The 13,337-nt window shown below is 59.8% G+C and carries 19 protein-coding genes; 8 read left to right on the forward strand and 11 right to left on the reverse strand.

Annotation, left to right across the window (positions count from 1 at the left end):
- Positions 1–130 precede the first annotated feature (130 nt).
- The gene (locus SynPROSU1_RS08660) at positions 131–361 is read left to right on the forward strand and encodes a hypothetical protein (RefSeq protein WP_186572431.1); all 231 of its coding nucleotides are present in this window, start codon (positions 131–133) and stop codon (positions 359–361) included.
- Here the strand turns inward: SynPROSU1_RS08660 and SynPROSU1_RS08665 are convergent.
- From SynPROSU1_RS08665 to SynPROSU1_RS08685, 5 genes are all read right to left on the reverse strand, one after another.
- Positions 358–3,603: an exodeoxyribonuclease V subunit gamma gene (locus SynPROSU1_RS08665; RefSeq protein ID WP_186570152.1), complete on the reverse strand. Its 3,246-nt coding sequence runs from the start codon at positions 3,601–3,603 to the stop codon at positions 358–360. The genes SynPROSU1_RS08660 and SynPROSU1_RS08665 overlap by 4 nt on opposite strands.
- The gene (locus SynPROSU1_RS08670) at positions 3,597–4,277 is read right to left on the reverse strand and encodes a metallophosphoesterase (protein WP_186570153.1); all 681 of its coding nucleotides are present in this window, start codon (positions 4,275–4,277) and stop codon (positions 3,597–3,599) included. Before SynPROSU1_RS08670 ends, SynPROSU1_RS08665 begins: the two co-directional genes overlap by 7 nt.
- A gap of 67 nt (positions 4,278–4,344) precedes the next feature.
- Positions 4,345–4,680 carry a hypothetical protein gene (locus tag SynPROSU1_RS08675; protein WP_186570154.1) on the reverse strand — a complete coding sequence of 112 codons (336 nt, stop codon included), beginning with the start codon at positions 4,678–4,680 and terminating at the stop codon, positions 4,345–4,347.
- Positions 4,680–5,000, reverse strand: a complete 321-nt coding sequence (locus tag SynPROSU1_RS08680) for an MgPME-cyclase complex family protein (RefSeq protein WP_186570155.1) — start codon at positions 4,998–5,000, stop codon at positions 4,680–4,682. The genes SynPROSU1_RS08675 and SynPROSU1_RS08680 overlap by 1 nt, the downstream gene beginning before the upstream one ends.
- Positions 4,997–5,746 carry a pyridoxine 5'-phosphate synthase gene (locus SynPROSU1_RS08685; RefSeq protein ID WP_186570156.1) on the reverse strand — a complete coding sequence of 250 codons (750 nt, stop codon included), beginning with the start codon at positions 5,744–5,746 and terminating at the stop codon, positions 4,997–4,999. Before SynPROSU1_RS08685 ends, SynPROSU1_RS08680 begins: the two co-directional genes overlap by 4 nt.
- 80 nt (positions 5,747–5,826) lie before the next feature.
- On the opposite strand from SynPROSU1_RS08685, the gene SynPROSU1_RS08690 reads away from it, so the two are divergent.
- The 4 genes from SynPROSU1_RS08690 to grxD are packed head-to-tail and all read left to right on the forward strand — an operon-like array spanning position 5,827 to position 7,725.
- A complete protein-coding gene (locus tag SynPROSU1_RS08690; RefSeq protein WP_186570157.1) occupies positions 5,827–6,528 on the forward strand; it encodes a 1-acyl-sn-glycerol-3-phosphate acyltransferase in 702 nt (233 codons plus the stop codon).
- A gap of 28 nt (positions 6,529–6,556) precedes the next feature.
- Complete coding sequence (locus tag SynPROSU1_RS08695) at positions 6,557–7,084, forward strand: hypothetical protein (RefSeq protein ID WP_186570158.1); 528 nt, start codon at positions 6,557–6,559, stop codon at positions 7,082–7,084.
- Positions 7,085–7,132: 48 nt separating this feature from the next.
- Entirely contained in the window at positions 7,133–7,381 is a 249-nt protein-coding gene (locus SynPROSU1_RS08700) for a BolA family protein (RefSeq protein ID WP_186570159.1), read from the forward strand.
- Between the two features lie 20 nt (positions 7,382–7,401).
- Positions 7,402–7,725: a Grx4 family monothiol glutaredoxin gene (grxD, locus tag SynPROSU1_RS08705; protein ID WP_186570160.1), complete on the forward strand. Its 324-nt coding sequence runs from the start codon at positions 7,402–7,404 to the stop codon at positions 7,723–7,725.
- Between the two features lies 1 nt (position 7,726).
- Here grxD and SynPROSU1_RS08710 read toward each other — a convergent pair whose 3' ends face one another.
- Positions 7,727–7,999 (reverse strand): DUF6761 family protein, encoded by a 273-nt coding sequence (locus SynPROSU1_RS08710; protein ID WP_186570161.1) that lies wholly within the window; start codon positions 7,997–7,999, stop codon positions 7,727–7,729.
- A 137-nt stretch (positions 8,000–8,136) separates the two neighbouring features.
- On the opposite strand from SynPROSU1_RS08710, the gene SynPROSU1_RS08715 reads away from it, so the two are divergent.
- The gene (locus SynPROSU1_RS08715) at positions 8,137–8,841 is read left to right on the forward strand and encodes a response regulator transcription factor (RefSeq protein ID WP_255444585.1); all 705 of its coding nucleotides are present in this window, start codon (positions 8,137–8,139) and stop codon (positions 8,839–8,841) included.
- 754 nt (positions 8,842–9,595) lie between these two features.
- On the opposite strand, the gene SynPROSU1_RS08720 is transcribed toward SynPROSU1_RS08715, so the two are convergent.
- Positions 9,596–9,820, reverse strand: coding sequence for a hypothetical protein (locus SynPROSU1_RS08720; RefSeq protein ID WP_186572432.1), 225 nt, complete (start codon positions 9,818–9,820; stop codon positions 9,596–9,598).
- 83 nt (positions 9,821–9,903) lie between these two features.
- On the opposite strand from SynPROSU1_RS08720, the gene SynPROSU1_RS08725 reads away from it, so the two are divergent.
- Both SynPROSU1_RS08725 and SynPROSU1_RS08730 read left to right on the forward strand, forming a co-directional pair.
- Positions 9,904–10,125 (forward strand): hypothetical protein, encoded by a 222-nt coding sequence (locus SynPROSU1_RS08725; protein ID WP_186570163.1) that lies wholly within the window; start codon positions 9,904–9,906, stop codon positions 10,123–10,125.
- A complete protein-coding gene (locus SynPROSU1_RS08730; RefSeq protein WP_186572325.1) occupies positions 10,118–10,381 on the forward strand; it encodes a DUF1651 domain-containing protein in 264 nt (87 codons plus the stop codon). Before SynPROSU1_RS08725 ends, SynPROSU1_RS08730 begins: the two co-directional genes overlap by 8 nt.
- 98 nt (positions 10,382–10,479) lie before the next feature.
- Here SynPROSU1_RS08730 and SynPROSU1_RS08735 read toward each other — a convergent pair whose 3' ends face one another.
- The 4 genes from SynPROSU1_RS08735 to SynPROSU1_RS08750 all read right to left on the reverse strand — a co-directional run bounded on the left by SynPROSU1_RS08735 (position 10,480) and on the right by SynPROSU1_RS08750 (position 13,309).
- Positions 10,480–10,641 carry a hypothetical protein gene (locus tag SynPROSU1_RS08735; protein WP_186570164.1) on the reverse strand — a complete coding sequence of 54 codons (162 nt, stop codon included), beginning with the start codon at positions 10,639–10,641 and terminating at the stop codon, positions 10,480–10,482.
- 719 nt (positions 10,642–11,360) lie between these two features.
- Positions 11,361–11,684, reverse strand: coding sequence for a hypothetical protein (locus SynPROSU1_RS08740; RefSeq protein WP_255444586.1), 324 nt, complete (start codon positions 11,682–11,684; stop codon positions 11,361–11,363).
- 789 nt (positions 11,685–12,473) lie between these two features.
- Entirely contained in the window at positions 12,474–13,028 is a 555-nt protein-coding gene (locus SynPROSU1_RS08745; protein ID WP_186570165.1) for a hypothetical protein, read from the reverse strand.
- On the reverse strand, positions 13,025–13,309 hold the full coding sequence (locus tag SynPROSU1_RS08750; protein WP_186570166.1) for a hypothetical protein: 285 nt from the start codon (positions 13,307–13,309) through the stop codon (positions 13,025–13,027). Before SynPROSU1_RS08750 ends, SynPROSU1_RS08745 begins: the two co-directional genes overlap by 4 nt.
- Between the last annotated feature and the right edge of the window lie 28 nt (positions 13,310–13,337).

A 13,337-nucleotide genomic window follows, 5' to 3' on the forward strand; every position in this document is an offset into this window, starting at 1 on the left:
CCGGCGAAAGCTGCGAACTGGACTGGGTGTTGTCACACCCCAGAACAGAAGACGACCTGAGCGGGGGCCTGAAGAACCCTCGCTTTTTTTTGGCTGCATGAAGGGATGCAACCCAACCCTTGAGAGAACTGTGGCTTGCGCCGATGTGGTGCCAGCAGCACCACAGGTTGTGTTGAGCCACCTGCCTGTTGTGTCTCCTGAACGTCGTCAGAAATTGGCTCAGCTGCTGGTGCGCAAGGCCGCCGCTGTCGAAAGCGTCGGCCAGGAACACCGGGCCTATTTCTTCCGCCGTCAGGCGGGGGATCCCGTCGTGATCTCCAACGAACGCATGGGCGAAATGTTGGACGAGCTGTTCGCTTAGCGAAGCTGTGCCAGAAGGGGCCCGTAAAGCAGCTGGCACGCCTCTTGGAATCCGTCCTGATCCATGAGTTGCTCCGCGGCGATCTCCGTACCGAAGCAGAGCTGCATCACCGGGGTTGCCCCTTCGTCCTGCCAGACCTTGCGGAAGTCCTGCTCCCCCGCCCCCGGTTTGCGCCGGTCTTTGACCACCATCTCCCAGCCGCTCTTCGGGGGGACCGGCCAGCACTGCACCCGCCCCTGTTCCGCCAGGTGATACAGCTGATGCAGATGATCCTGTGCTTCAGCCTCCATCAACACAGCCCAGCGAAGGTGCACCTCGGCTCCGGCAACCCGTTTGCTGCGAGCCACCACCGCTGAACCGGCGGCAGGAGGCCGCCCCTCGGCGCAAAGCAACAGATGCTGCAGCCAGCCGCGCATCACCGCCGCGGCGGTGAGCATGCCGGGCTGGACCACCACTTGGGTATCACCAGCGAAGAGCAATGGCATCGGCTGGCCTGCAAGACAAGTCACTTCCCGGCGGCACGGGCCGAGCGATGCCAGCTGGCGTTGCAGGGCCTGCCAACGCTGCTGCAGATCCTCCTGTTCCAGGGAAGCACCGGCCCCCGCAGGAAGCACGCCCTGGCCCGCTAACGACGCCGTCCAATCCGGAGCCGATCCAAGAATGAAGTGCTCCTCAAGCTCGTGATTGAGAAGCAGATAGCGCTGCAAACCGTCCAGCTCGAGGGCTTCGAGATCCTCCACAGCCTCAATGCCCTCACCAGGCCGTAACCCTCGCGCCTGCAACCAGGCCTTCTGGGGCTGCTGCATCCAGGCCAGCAACGCTTCAGGGTCCAGAGCAGAACCAACATCATCCCGGTTGATGGCCTCGTCTTCGGCGAGCGGTTGTCGCCAAAGCGATGGCCAGGCCAGCCCAAAAGAGTCCTGGGCCAATGCTGGGCCTCGATCAAGACAGCGCCTGGCCTCCAACTGGCGTCGATCACAACTCAGCGGCGCCTCGGGCCTGAAGTTCTCTCGGGACAGGGGATTGGCAGCAGGCGTGATCAACAACCCGTCCGTGGATGCGCTCGCCCGACGCAACTGATCTTGCAGAACTGAAAGCCACTGCTCCACGGGCGCCGCTGGCGGCTGAGGCTCACCCGTGCGCTCCAGCCGTCCACACCAACTGATCAGCAGATGACGGCGTGCAGACATCAAGGCCTCCAGCAGCACGTAGCGATCCTGGTCGCTGCTGCGGGGATCCCCCAGGCGCCGTTGCTGCTCCAGCAGATGAAAGCCCGGACGCCGGCTCGGGCGAGGAAAGTCAGTGCTGTCGAGTCCCATCAAGACAACCACCTTGTGGGGAATCGCCCGCATCGGCTCCAGGGCGCTGATGGTGAGGGCTCCACTGCGGTGACCGAAGCGACCGCTGTCCACCGACAACGCCTCCTGCAGCACCTCCAGCGCCACGGCAGCATCGAGGTCCAAGGGGCAATCGTCCGCCCGCAGCCGCCACTCCTCCAGGGCACCCGCCCAACTCTGCAACTCGTCGGTCCAGGCCCCGCCATCGGCGAACAGCTCCTGCAACAGGGACTGCAGCAGCTGCACCCAGCCATGGCATGGCCGGGGCTGGCGCAGGCGATCGAGCATCCGCGCCAGACGATCCAAAAGACTCCACCAACGCACCAGGCGATCGGGGTCCAGCTCCTGCTGGAACGGTGCCGCCCCTGCCGGAGCTAGACCGGGCTCTACCGGCAGCACTAGCCCAAGCAGCCAGCGGTCAAGACACCAGCGCAGGCTGTGCACCTCATCACCGCCGCGCTCCCGGCCATCCAAACCCCAGCGAAAACCGCTGCGTTGCAGAGTTTGGGTGATCAGCACCGCCTCCTCGGCGGTGAGTCCCTGCTGGCCCTGAAGGGCTGGGTTGGCCAGAAGACGTTCCAAACCCGTGGCGGTGAGGCGCGTGGCCGCCAGCTCCAGCAGCGTGAACATCGCCATCGACAAGCCCGGACTGCTTTGCTGGCTGCGGTCGGTGAGGCGCCAGGGCAAATCGACACCGATGGCCGCCGTGTCGTTGAACACGGAGCTAAGCAATGGTGCATAGCGCTCAATCTGCGGCGTCATCACCAGCACGTCGCGTGGCGCGAGCTCGGGATCGGCTGCCAGCCACTGCAGGATGCGATCACGCACCAGTTGCACCTCCCGCCAAGGCCCCGGTGCCGCCTGAAACAACAGCGACTGGTCGTCGGAGGAACGGCTCAGCTCGGAGGTGTTCTCGGCATCCACCAACTGCTGCTGAAGCTGATCGAGCAGGGTGGGCTGACGCTCTTCCGCCATGGCGATCTGCAGAGAGCCTGCAAAAAGATCCCCCTCGCGTCGCTCCCCCAGCTGCGCTTCACCGGAGCCTTCCAGCAACTGCTGGAATTCAGCACCCATCCGGCCAAGCACAGCCTCCAAGCGAGGTGCCTCCACCAACCAGCTCCCATCGGGCGGGAGCAGCCAGTCATCTCCAAGCGAGGCGCGCCGGCTGCCGCAGCGCTGCCAGAGGTCCGGACAAGGCGTCAGCAGGTAGATCTCCACCTCCAACAGCCCAGACAAGGCCTGAATCAGATCCACCTGCACCGGTGCCAGAGCGCTGATGCCGAACAGCCGCAACCGCTTCGGCAACACGGCCGGATCCACATCTCCACGACGGAGACGATCGACGGCCTCACGCACCTGCAGACCAAAGGGAGCCCGGGGCAGCCGTTCGGCCAACAGTCTCCAGAGCACGGCTTGCCAGTCGTCGTCAGGCCGCGGCCGTTTCCATTGCTCCAGTTGATCCGGCCTGTACAGGGCGTAATCGTCCATGGCATCGGCAATCGACCGTGCCAACTGCCAGCGATCCCGCGTTAACCCCGAAGCGGTTCCCTCACGCTGGGCCAGCCAGACCCGAAGCGGCTGGGCGACCGGCTGCTCCAACAGCTCAGGCAGCAGCTCCAGCACAGCCCACACCAGCTGGCCCGCCCGCCAAGGATCGTCCTCCTGTGCCGGGAGATGGAGCACCTGGCGCACCAGCTGCCGCAAACGACTTCCAGGAAACGGGAAACGCACCAGGGAACTGATGCCATTGGCCGTGGCCAGCTGTTCCCCCAACCATCGGCTGGTGGGCCAGGTGTTGACCATCACCTCCACCGTCTCCAAGGGACCCGGCTGCTGCTCGATCAACTGACGCGACAGCAAACGAGCCAGAAATTCAGCCCTGTTGCTTCGGTAAACCGTCAGCAAGGGCCTGCATCTCCGGCCAGCACAGACGATCTCCGGTTGAGATCCGAAGGACGGGGAAAGGCTGCTTCGGTTGCAGCCCCCTCAACCTGAACAACCGCATCGGTTTCCGGGCAATAGGCCGAAAGACAACCGCCGTAGACCGCCCCGGTATCGATCAGGACGATGGAGCCGAGGCGTTCCACCTGGGGACGGGGCGTGTGGCCTACAACAACAAGGCCAAAACGACCGTCATAGGCCTCCCAGAACGGGCCACGAATGGACAGATCCGGCTGGCCATCAGCGTTGAACCCGGCATGGGTGGCGCACCAACCTTCACCGCGATAAAGCAGCGGAAGCTGTTGCAGGCGCGGCAACCACTGCCTCGCGCTGTCATCACCCAGCTGGCCATAGGTGGCGTGCTGATTCAAGTCATCCTGGGATGGTGCAGGAGCCTGGTTCTCCAAGGCCTCGATGAGGTCTTGCTCATGGTTCCCGCGCAGCCACGTGGCACGACCAGCCTGGATCAGATCCCAGACCAGATCCATCGTTGCGGGAATGGTCTGGCCACGGTTGATCACATCACCGCAGAACACCAGATGGTCATTAGGCGGGAGTAATGCGAGAAGGTTGAGAAGAGACCGATGGCAGCCATGCACATCTCCAATCACCCAGTGCCGGCGTGTGCTCAGGCTCAAGGAAACAACATGGAGATGCACCAATTCTGATCCTCAGCCAGACACCCCCAAAGATCCAGAAAGCAGATCAAAACAAACCGAGAAAACGCTTGCGCTCCTGCTGTTGTGTCGGCTCCAACTTTGCTGTTTCCGGAGTCTCACGTCGATAACGGGGCTTGGCATCACCGATGGTGACCAGAGGGTCGTTGTTCTTGAACCAGATCCAATCGCGAATTGGCGGGGTCTCGGTGAGATCGCGACGGGTCAGCCTTAACCCAAGCTTGGCCGAAGCTCCCAGGAGGATGTCCACCATCGCGTCGCCATCGGCACAGGTCGCCAAGGCCTTGTTGGTTTTTTCAGCACCATCGAGGGCCTTCACCAGAAGTGCGATGCGCTGCTGAACAGGGAGGGAACTGGGATTCATCAGACGGCACTGGCAAGGGCATCGGGAATCACCTCAGACGGTGCCTCGAACGACCCGACAACCACGTATTCGAGACGGAGTTTGAGAAAGGTGATGAAGGTGGGATCGGTGGACACCACAGCAGCAGCAGGCTGAGGGATGGTCGCCTTGAGCTCAGCCAACTCTGGAGCAGCAAGAAATGCCGGTTGCCGCACCAACCAGAAGTCGATGGTCTTGCCTGTTTCGGTGTAATTGCGTTGGCGCTCCCGCAGCACTTCCTCCAGCGGCTCCTCCACAGTGAGGAAGCGCTCGCTGGCTGCAACGAAGTGATAAGTGGTCATCCGGGCGCCTGTCCGAAAAGGGGATCAAGGCGGGGATTCTGAACCAAGACCTTCATATCGCGCACAGCCTGTTGCAGTCCGACGGCCACGGAACGCGCCACGATGGTGTGTCCGATGTTGAGTTCCTCCATCCCAGGAATGGCCGCGATGGGCTCAACGTTCTGATATGTCAGGCCATGGCCGGCGTTGACCCGTAAACCCAGCTGCCGCGCGATGAGCGTCCCTTGCTGCAACCGCGCCAACTCCTGCGGCTGGGTGGTCCAGTCGGCATCGGCATACCGTCCCGTGTGCAATTCCACCCAGCAGGCACCCGTATTTCTGCAGGCCTCGAGCTGAGTGGACTCAGGATCCACAAACAGACTCACAGGAATCTTGGCGGCCTGAAGAGTTTGAACCAAACCCCGCAGAGCGTTTTGTTGTCCTGCCACATCAAGGCCTCCCTCGGTGGTGACCTCCTCACGCCGTTCCGGCACAAGGGTGACCATGTCGGGCTTGATCCGCAGCGCAATCGCCACCATCTCCTCCGTGGCGGCCATTTCCAGATTGAGCCTGGAGCGCACGGTTTGCCTGAGCAACTCCACATCCCGATCCTGAATGTGGCGTCGGTCTTCCCTCAAGTGCACGGTGATCCCATCGGCCCCACCGAGTTCGGCGAGGAGAACCATCGAGACCGGATCGGGTTCCACGGTTCGCCTTGCTTCACGAATGTTGGCGATGTGGTCAATATTGACGCCGAGGCTGGCCATGTCGAGGCAGTCGTTGGCCGGATCCTATGCAGCTTTGCCTGGGGGCCTTAAGTTCTCAAACGTCGAATTTGTAGAGCCCGTTGCAAGCGGCCGTGGCGACCCGAGAAAGCGCCCTGAGTGTCGGAATCGACCGTTTCTGGGCTCCCCTGGCGATGTTCACCACCCAGGATCTCGCGCTGCGTCTTCAGTTTCGTGAGCGGCTGGTGCTGCATCCGGAGCATCTGCCCCATCAGGGCCCGGTGATCTTGGCGCCAACACACCGCGCCCGCTGGGATGCCCTCATGCTGCCGATGGCCGCAGGCCGTCGGGTCAGTGGGCGCGACTGCCGCTTCATGGTGACAACCACTGAAATGCGGGGGCTGCAGGGCTGGTTTCTCCAACGACTGGGCTGCTTTCCGGTGGACCAGGGACGACCTTCCATGACAACCCTGCGTCTCGCCATCGATCTATTGGCCGACGGTCAGCAGCTGGTGATGTTCCCTGAGGGCAGGATCCATCGAAAAGATGAGGCCATTCAGCTGCGGCCGGGTCTGGTGCGACTGGCCCAGCTCGCCCAGAGCCGTGATGTTTCCGTGCCTGTCGTTCCCGTCGGGCTCGGATACAGCCAGGCCCCACCACGGCCCTTCAGCCGGGCTGCCATCTGTTTTGGTTCCGCCCTGACGGTGCCACCAAAAGGCGACCGCGAAGCGACGCGACAGTTCAACATCAAACTCGCCGCTGCGATGCATGCAGCTGAACAAGCGGCCCGTACTGCCATGGGCCGACCGCTAAAGAGCTTCTAAAGTCCGCCCAACTTTTCTCGCTGTTCTCATGGGTTGTCGCGCATTGCTGACAGCAGCTGCACTGGTGGCGACCCTGGGTGTCACCGCGGCCCCTGGCATCGCACAAACATCAGCAGGAAACCGCGTTCTTGCTCAGGCCCAGGGTGGTTTCAACCCTGCAGCCGTTCGCTCGATGCTCGCTAGCGGCGACGCTGCCGCTAGCCGGGGAGACCTGGCAGCGGCTCGGGCCGATTACGACAAGGCCCGTCAAGCGTCCAAGCAACTCCTGGCCTTCTATCGCGATCTCAGCGGCGCATTCCGCGGACTGGATGCGCGGATCCCTCGAGAGATGGACAACAAGGGCCGTGAAGCTCTGGAGCTGCTGGCCGAAACCAATCTCCGACTGGCCGCCCTGTTCCGGCGCCAGAACCAGCCGGAAATCGCAGTTCCTGTGCTTGTCGAGGTGGTCAAGCTGATGACACCGGCCAAACCCCAAGGTCAGCAGGCCTACCAAAGTCTCTTGGAACTTGGCTTTGTCGAAACGGAATTCCGAGGCGCATCAGCTGCCGGCCAATGAGCCGGTCTGTCAGCATCTGAGCCAGTTCCCCCTTGCCCAATCACCGCCATGGTGCAGCCGGATGCCGTTGAAGCCGCGATCCAACAGGTCATTCCAGACGCCAACGTCACCGTCGAGGATCTGACCGGCGGCGGTGATCACCTCCAGGTGACGGTTGTGTCGGCCGCTTTTGCGGGGCTCTCACGCATCCGTCAGCATCAGATGGTCTACGGCGCCCTGCAGAAAGAATTGGCAAGCGAGGCGATTCATGCCCTCGCGCTCAACACGTCAACTCCTTCGGACGCTGCGTCCGCTTAACGCTCAACTCACGATCAACGATGGACCCTTCCACCCAAGCTCGCATCGAAACTCTGGTCGCTTCCAGCCCGATCTTCGTGTTCATGAAGGGCTCCAAGTTGATGCCCCAATGCGGATTCTCAAACAACGTGGTCCAGATCCTGCACTCCCTCGGTGTGGCATTCGAGACATTCGATGTTCTTTCCGATATGGAAATCCGTCAGGGAATCAAGGAGTTTTCCAGCTGGCCCACCATTCCTCAGGTGTACGTCAAAGGGGAATTCATGGGCGGCTCAGACATCCTGATCGAGATGTACAACTCCGGCGAACTCAGGGAAAAACTGGAAATCGCTCTCGCCAGCTAATTCAATAACCCTGGGGATGTTGCATGTACAACGTGCTCACATCCCCGTCAGGGCCTATGAAGCTGGATGGATCCATGATCCAGCGATCGATCAATTGCTCAAGACGATGCTGAGAACGAGGGTCCAGAGAACCTGACTTTCTCAGAGCATGCAGATAGCCGTCGGAGTACAGCCGTAGCTCCGAAGGGGTGTGATAGCGCGTGGTCAGCTCCTGGCAGGCATCGCACAGCGACTGGAAATGACGGATGGCTTCAGGGTCGTCGAGTGATGTCATGAGATACAACAGCAGCCCCTGTTACCAGCCTGCCAGGAAATTCGGCTTAGCGTAGGCGCGCCCGGGCCGATCCAGTGACCTCCACTCCCCACGACCTTACGGCTGAAACGTCTTCAGCCAGCTCCGATTCGGTTGTGATGCCAACCTCAAGCACCGGTCAGGAGCCCTCGCGGGTCTTGGTGGTCGAGCCGCATCCAACCCTGCGCACGGTCCTGGTGCAGCGGCTCCGTCAAGACGGACATCTCACCGCTGCAGTGGCGAATGCCATTGAAGCTTTGGAAGTGTGCCAGGAACAGTCTCCCGATCTTCTGGTGAGTGCTGAATTGCTGGAGCGCAGTTCTGCGCTGCGGTTGGCCGAGCAGCTGCGTTGTCCGGTGATTGTCCTGACGGCACGCACCGGTGCAGAGCCGGTGGTGGGCCTGCTGGATGACGGCGCTGATGATGTTTTGCGCAAGCCCTTCGGGCTTGAAGAATTGGCAGCCCGCTGCCGCACATTGCTCAAGCGCGGACACAGCGGCCTGCAGGAACGGGTCACCGTCGGACCGCTTGAAGTTCATCTGTTGTTGCGCCAGGTCACGCTCAGGGAGCAGCCCGTGGAACTCAGCCCCCGCGAATTTGCCCTGCTTTGCGCCCTGTTGATGCCCCCGGGGTTGGTGCGTAGCCGGCAGGAGCTGTTGCGCATGGCCTGGCCACCCTTCAGCGGTGGCCCCCGCTCCGTGGACACGCAGGTGCTGACCCTTCGCCGCAAGTTGGAGCAGGCTGGACTGGGTGAAGGCGGTGGCATCACCACCGTGCGCCAACGGGGCTACCGCTTCAGTCTGGATAACTTGCCGGCGAGTTGAATCTGATCTCTTGATTGCAGTCAGTCACTGGAATCTTTCCAGTCCATGACGTGATTCATTTGACCAGCATGCGGAAGAGATCCACGCCAACATTGATCGCGTCCTCATCCCACTTAGCGGCAATACAGGTTGTTTTGCCTTGCCTCAACAGGACGCCAGTGCTTAACGGGAAGGCATTGCTCGAGGGGCGAAGAGAGCTCAACAACCATCGCGTTTGGCTCTGCGTTCCAAGCGCCGAACAGACAGTGAAGTCCCAGATCTTCATCACAGGCAGACATCTGAGCTGCATTGGGGCAGAACAGCTAAGAGGCTTCCGAGTGGTCGCGAATTGATTTCTTGAGTTGGGCTTCTTTGGGTGGAACCAGATGGTGTGAGCTCACCCAACCCAGTTCACAAATGTGATTCATGCAGACTTTGACCTGAACCGTTCCGCAGGGGAGGTTTGTCAGCTCGGTTGTCATCCTTGAGGAGCAACTGCATCGATTTCAGCGTCTCGACACGACTTGGCAACGCCCAGCATCTGGATGAAATCAAGAGTTGTGTCCAGTTCAGACACAGTTGCTTCATCCGTTCCAGTAAGTCACCATGACGGTGTCGACACCCGGGAGCCCCCGCCGTGATCGGATTGACCAGGCTGTATTGCAACCAAGGGGAGACGTTTCTCCTGATCGATGTTTCGTCTGAGGACGCCTCCAGGACCTCCGAAGAGCTTGCCAATGAAGGCTGGGAGATCGAAGCAGAAATCCCCGTCTGACTAGTCGACGATCAGAACGTCAGCCCCGGTGCGACCGTTGCAGATGGCGACGGCACCAATGCCCTTCAGTGACTTCGCGGCCGTCTTCTCCATGGTTTCAACGCACTGGTTGAAAGACCGAGCTTGGTTGGCGATCGGTGCGATCTGGATGGCTCCATAGATCACCGCAAAGGATGCCAGCACGGGATAGAGGTGAGCATTGATCAGGTCCCTGGCTTTGCTCATGGGTTGGCCTGGATGGTTTCAGCATTGTCTCCCAGGCTCGACGGCCTTGGGGCTGAGCATCCCCAAGCGGGACTGCTGCACAGATGGCTGTGATGGTTCACAGTGAAGGGGTACAGCGGACCGAGGACCCAGCGAGAACACTCAATAACGAAATCTCGGAGCTTCAGGCCCGAGTCGCCTTCCCTCAACATTGGAGCAGCGGAGAACACGAGCAGCACATTGAGAAGCTCCGCCAGCTCCAATCTCAAAAGCAGCAGCTGGTTGCTGAATCAGGGCAGGCTCTGATGGAGCAGACCCATTACTGAAGATCTTTCCTACAAATCTGAAGGCGCTTGGCTCAGCAATGAGCCGCAACAGCTGTTTTGCCAGTTCACAAGCCATAAAGACAGCTCTCGAAAGGATTTGATCTGCATGCGCAACTTTCATTGGCGACCACCTGACGATCCCATCCCCCAGGGCAGTCAGCTGATGACTCGCCAAGAGGCTTTGGAGAAATGGAACAGTCTCAAGGCGATGGGCTGGAAAAAATGTGCTGGCCCACTGCGCCAAGGCACTCTCTAAACGAGATACCACCGACTCACTTGAATCTCCACTGGGGGTTGCTGACGGGGGTTTACTGACGGGTGGGGGTAGTGGCTGCGTCGTTGGTTGGCAAGGAGTTAGTTCTGTATCCATTGAACGTTGAAGTCATGAATGCCTCTGTCATGGCTGCCGTGGTTGATGCGACCAGAATCGGCGATGGCGCCGAAGTGAAGGAAGAAACCAGCAGGTGGGTTCACCACGGTTGAGCCGAAGCTCCCATGGTTGAAACTGGATTTCATTCCACACACCCGACGAGCCAAGTGGCAGCTCTGGCCTATGGACAGAAGCCTGATCAACACTGAAACATCGAAAGCGATCAAGCTGTCCTGCGTCTGTCGTTTTTGTCGTGACAGGTGGTCACCAGCTGATCTCAATCGGAAGCGAGATAGCAGTGATAGCCAATCCATTTCCTTCTCAATCCCCTTGTCGCTCTTCTCTCCAGCTGGCGACCCGACCAACAACGCCACTCAATTTCAGCAGCAGTCAAGACGTCATCCGTAAGGCTGGATGACAGAGCAAGTGGGGGGAACCTGATCGGACAGGCAGGCCCTGCGTTCATCACGTTGTCCTCAATTGAGCCGTATGAGCGTCGTTCTCAAGCCATACATCGATCTTTACCACTCAAGAGAAGAAAACCAAGAGCAAGAACGCTCACTTCGCCGGGCCGTCGACGCAGGAAGAGTGGGGAGGGGCGGTATCCCTATCGCCCCAGCGCCCATGCTCGAGCCTTTGACACGCAAACCGTGGGCCTGCACGAAGAAAAGTCCTGGCAATCGGGACCATGACGTCGGCCTGCGATGACCCGACTCACACCCAACAGACCACGCAAGTATTAATACCCATGAACGACGCAGTCTTTCGGGTCGAGACCCCTGAAGCCTCTACTGGGATGGGGAGGGGGTGGGAAGGCTGAAACCGGATCACCACACGCCTCAAACAGGTCAAGACGAAGCAGGTTTCAGTGGAGGGGTTCAGCAGAACTGTCACCCCTGTTGTCTTTCTTTTTGACCAGATCCACTCCATTCACTTCAGCAACCACTTGATTGGCCCAAGTTGCATGAACAACGCGATACGTCCCCAATGTCGCCATTGACTTGGTGCGAGCGTTGACAAAAGCCTTGAACTCAGTCTTAAAACAAATTTCGCGCCTCCATTGACAGTCATTGCCTTGGCGTTCGATGCAATACATGCCGAGAGCTTCTTTCAGCACATACAAGCCATGCCATGTGCAAACACCATGAATATGCGGAGCGGCTTCGGGATCGCTTGTTTGATTCCACACAGTGTGGTGTTGCGGCAGTCAGGGATATATCCGGTCTCCCCACATCCGATTGACGACAAACATGCTCCATTGGATGCGCCATGGACTGGAGCAACAACGCCACCTTCCGACGACGTGGCTTCGCTGACCAACACAAATGCGCTCAGCAATCTCTCAGCCTTCAGGGCATGAGACCAGGTATCAACGTTGTGTGACCGAACAACTCGAGCTTTCCTTATGAATCGAGGGTCACGGGGGGAGGGCCAGCAGCTCGGCCCTCCCCTTCACCATGTCTCAAACATGAGTGCTCTGGGGCGATGCACGAATCACTCATCTTCGGAGCGCTGTACAGGGACAGAGCAGCACCCCAAAGAGCCAACAGCGGCGCTTGCACGGAACTTGGCGTTTCCCAAAAAAAGCAGCCTCAGCGGCGTCCCGCCAAGGCTGACTAGCGCGAACAAAATTGGTTGATGGTGCCCGCAAGAGAATGATAATCATTCTCGACGTGATTCCACAAGAGGGCCGAGCGTTGCGTCTGGCCTCCCATCAGTCACTTGGATGAGCTGCAAGCTTGCTGGCAGAAAGCCCTTGTTGACGCAGTAACCACAGTGAATTTGGCATAAAGATCAAGGAATCTGACCAGGTCACGGACACCACTAAAGGGACAGTCCCCATGCCCCCTCACGCCAACGGACACCGTTACTTCAGAGATCTTTGTTGGTTGACCAAGAGGCCGATGTGAATGAAACGCGAGGCCGCGTTGTGGTCTATCTGCAAAGCCGCCTCAAAGCACTGACAGAACAGCTTTCTTCAACCTGGATAACCCGCCGGCATGGTGAGCCAACCTTGCGCCACAGCGAGGGAGACCAGCAGCTCCCCAGCAATCATCATCACGGCCAGTCCCGCCAACAGCTGATAGGTCCAAGGTGGTGTCAAACGCCCGATGCCCTTAGTCGACACATTGGTGTTGGCCGCCAGAAGCTCCAGAAATCGATCAAAGCGCTCGATGCGTTGCGGCAAGAGCTGGTGGCGTAGATCAGCTGCCTTCACGTAGTAGACCGTTCCACCCTGACTGGTGCCAACGGGAACCAAGGCACGGATGTCCTGCCAACGCATGGTCCAACCGCGGCGCAGTAACCACCGAATCCAGGCGGGGTAACGCACCTGAATGCCCTCGGCATCCGTCTCCACCCGTTCGCTGAGCAAACCGATCACCAACACAAGGCCCAGCAGCAGCCCGGCCACCATCAGCCAGCGCGACTCCGCAGGAGCGAGCAAGGGCAAGGGCAACACCAAGGCCCCATAAAGGCTGAGCAGAGTGAAGCGGATCAGGGGAGATAGCCCGAAGCGTTCGATGCCGGTCATCGGTCGTCCTGAGAACCCGGCAACGGTTCAATCAGTTCGGAGGGTTGGTAGGTGCCACCAAACACCTCCTGCTCACGACCTTTCCAGAACTGGCCGAGACGCATCAGATCGGCATGGGCCTCCTGCACCTTCTCGAGATACAGCTGAGGATCCATCGACTCCTTGGCTTCCTTCAGCTTCTGAAGACGCAACATCTGAAGGTTCCAGGGCTTGCTGAGCTCACCCCTCTGCTCGAGGTAGCGGGCGAGGTCTTCGGACGACGGCTGAAACTCGGGCGGCATCCCTACTCCTACGTCGGTTCAAGTTAGG

Source organism: Synechococcus sp. PROS-U-1 (genome assembly GCF_014279755.1).
In the GTDB taxonomy this organism is placed as follows: Bacteria; Cyanobacteriota; Cyanobacteriia; order PCC-6307; family Cyanobiaceae; genus Parasynechococcus.

Excerpts from the sequence above, each read along its gene's own strand:
- SynPROSU1_RS08680 (WP_186570155.1), bottom strand. The coding sequence starts at position 5,000 with ATGACCACTTATCACTTCGTTGCAGCCAGCGAGCGCTTCCTCACTGTG.
- SynPROSU1_RS08735 (WP_186570164.1), bottom strand. The coding sequence starts at position 10,641 with ATGAAATCCAGTTTCAACCATGGGAGCTTCGGCTCAACCGTGGTGAAC.
- SynPROSU1_RS08725 (WP_186570163.1), top strand. The coding sequence starts at position 9,904 with ATGGCTGTGATGGTTCACAGTGAAGGGGTACAGCGGACCGAGGACCCA.
- SynPROSU1_RS08695 (WP_186570158.1), top strand. The coding sequence starts at position 6,557 with ATGGGTTGTCGCGCATTGCTGACAGCAGCTGCACTGGTGGCGACCCTG.
- SynPROSU1_RS08685 (WP_186570156.1), bottom strand. The coding sequence starts at position 5,746 with ATGGCCAGCCTCGGCGTCAATATTGACCACATCGCCAACATTCGTGAA.
- SynPROSU1_RS08715 (WP_255444585.1), top strand. The coding sequence starts at position 8,137 with ATGCCAACCTCAAGCACCGGTCAGGAGCCCTCGCGGGTCTTGGTGGTC.
- SynPROSU1_RS08720 (WP_186572432.1), bottom strand. The coding sequence starts at position 9,820 with ATGAGCAAAGCCAGGGACCTGATCAATGCTCACCTCTATCCCGTGCTG.
- SynPROSU1_RS08710 (WP_186570161.1), bottom strand. The coding sequence starts at position 7,999 with ATGACATCACTCGACGACCCTGAAGCCATCCGTCATTTCCAGTCGCTG.
- SynPROSU1_RS08700 (WP_186570159.1), top strand. The coding sequence starts at position 7,133 with ATGGTGCAGCCGGATGCCGTTGAAGCCGCGATCCAACAGGTCATTCCA.
- grxD (WP_186570160.1), top strand. The coding sequence starts at position 7,402 with ATGGACCCTTCCACCCAAGCTCGCATCGAAACTCTGGTCGCTTCCAGC.
- SynPROSU1_RS08750 (WP_186570166.1), bottom strand. The coding sequence starts at position 13,309 with ATGCCGCCCGAGTTTCAGCCGTCGTCCGAAGACCTCGCCCGCTACCTC.
- SynPROSU1_RS08675 (WP_186570154.1), bottom strand. The coding sequence starts at position 4,680 with ATGAATCCCAGTTCCCTCCCTGTTCAGCAGCGCATCGCACTTCTGGTG.
- SynPROSU1_RS08745 (WP_186570165.1), bottom strand. The coding sequence starts at position 13,028 with ATGACCGGCATCGAACGCTTCGGGCTATCTCCCCTGATCCGCTTCACT.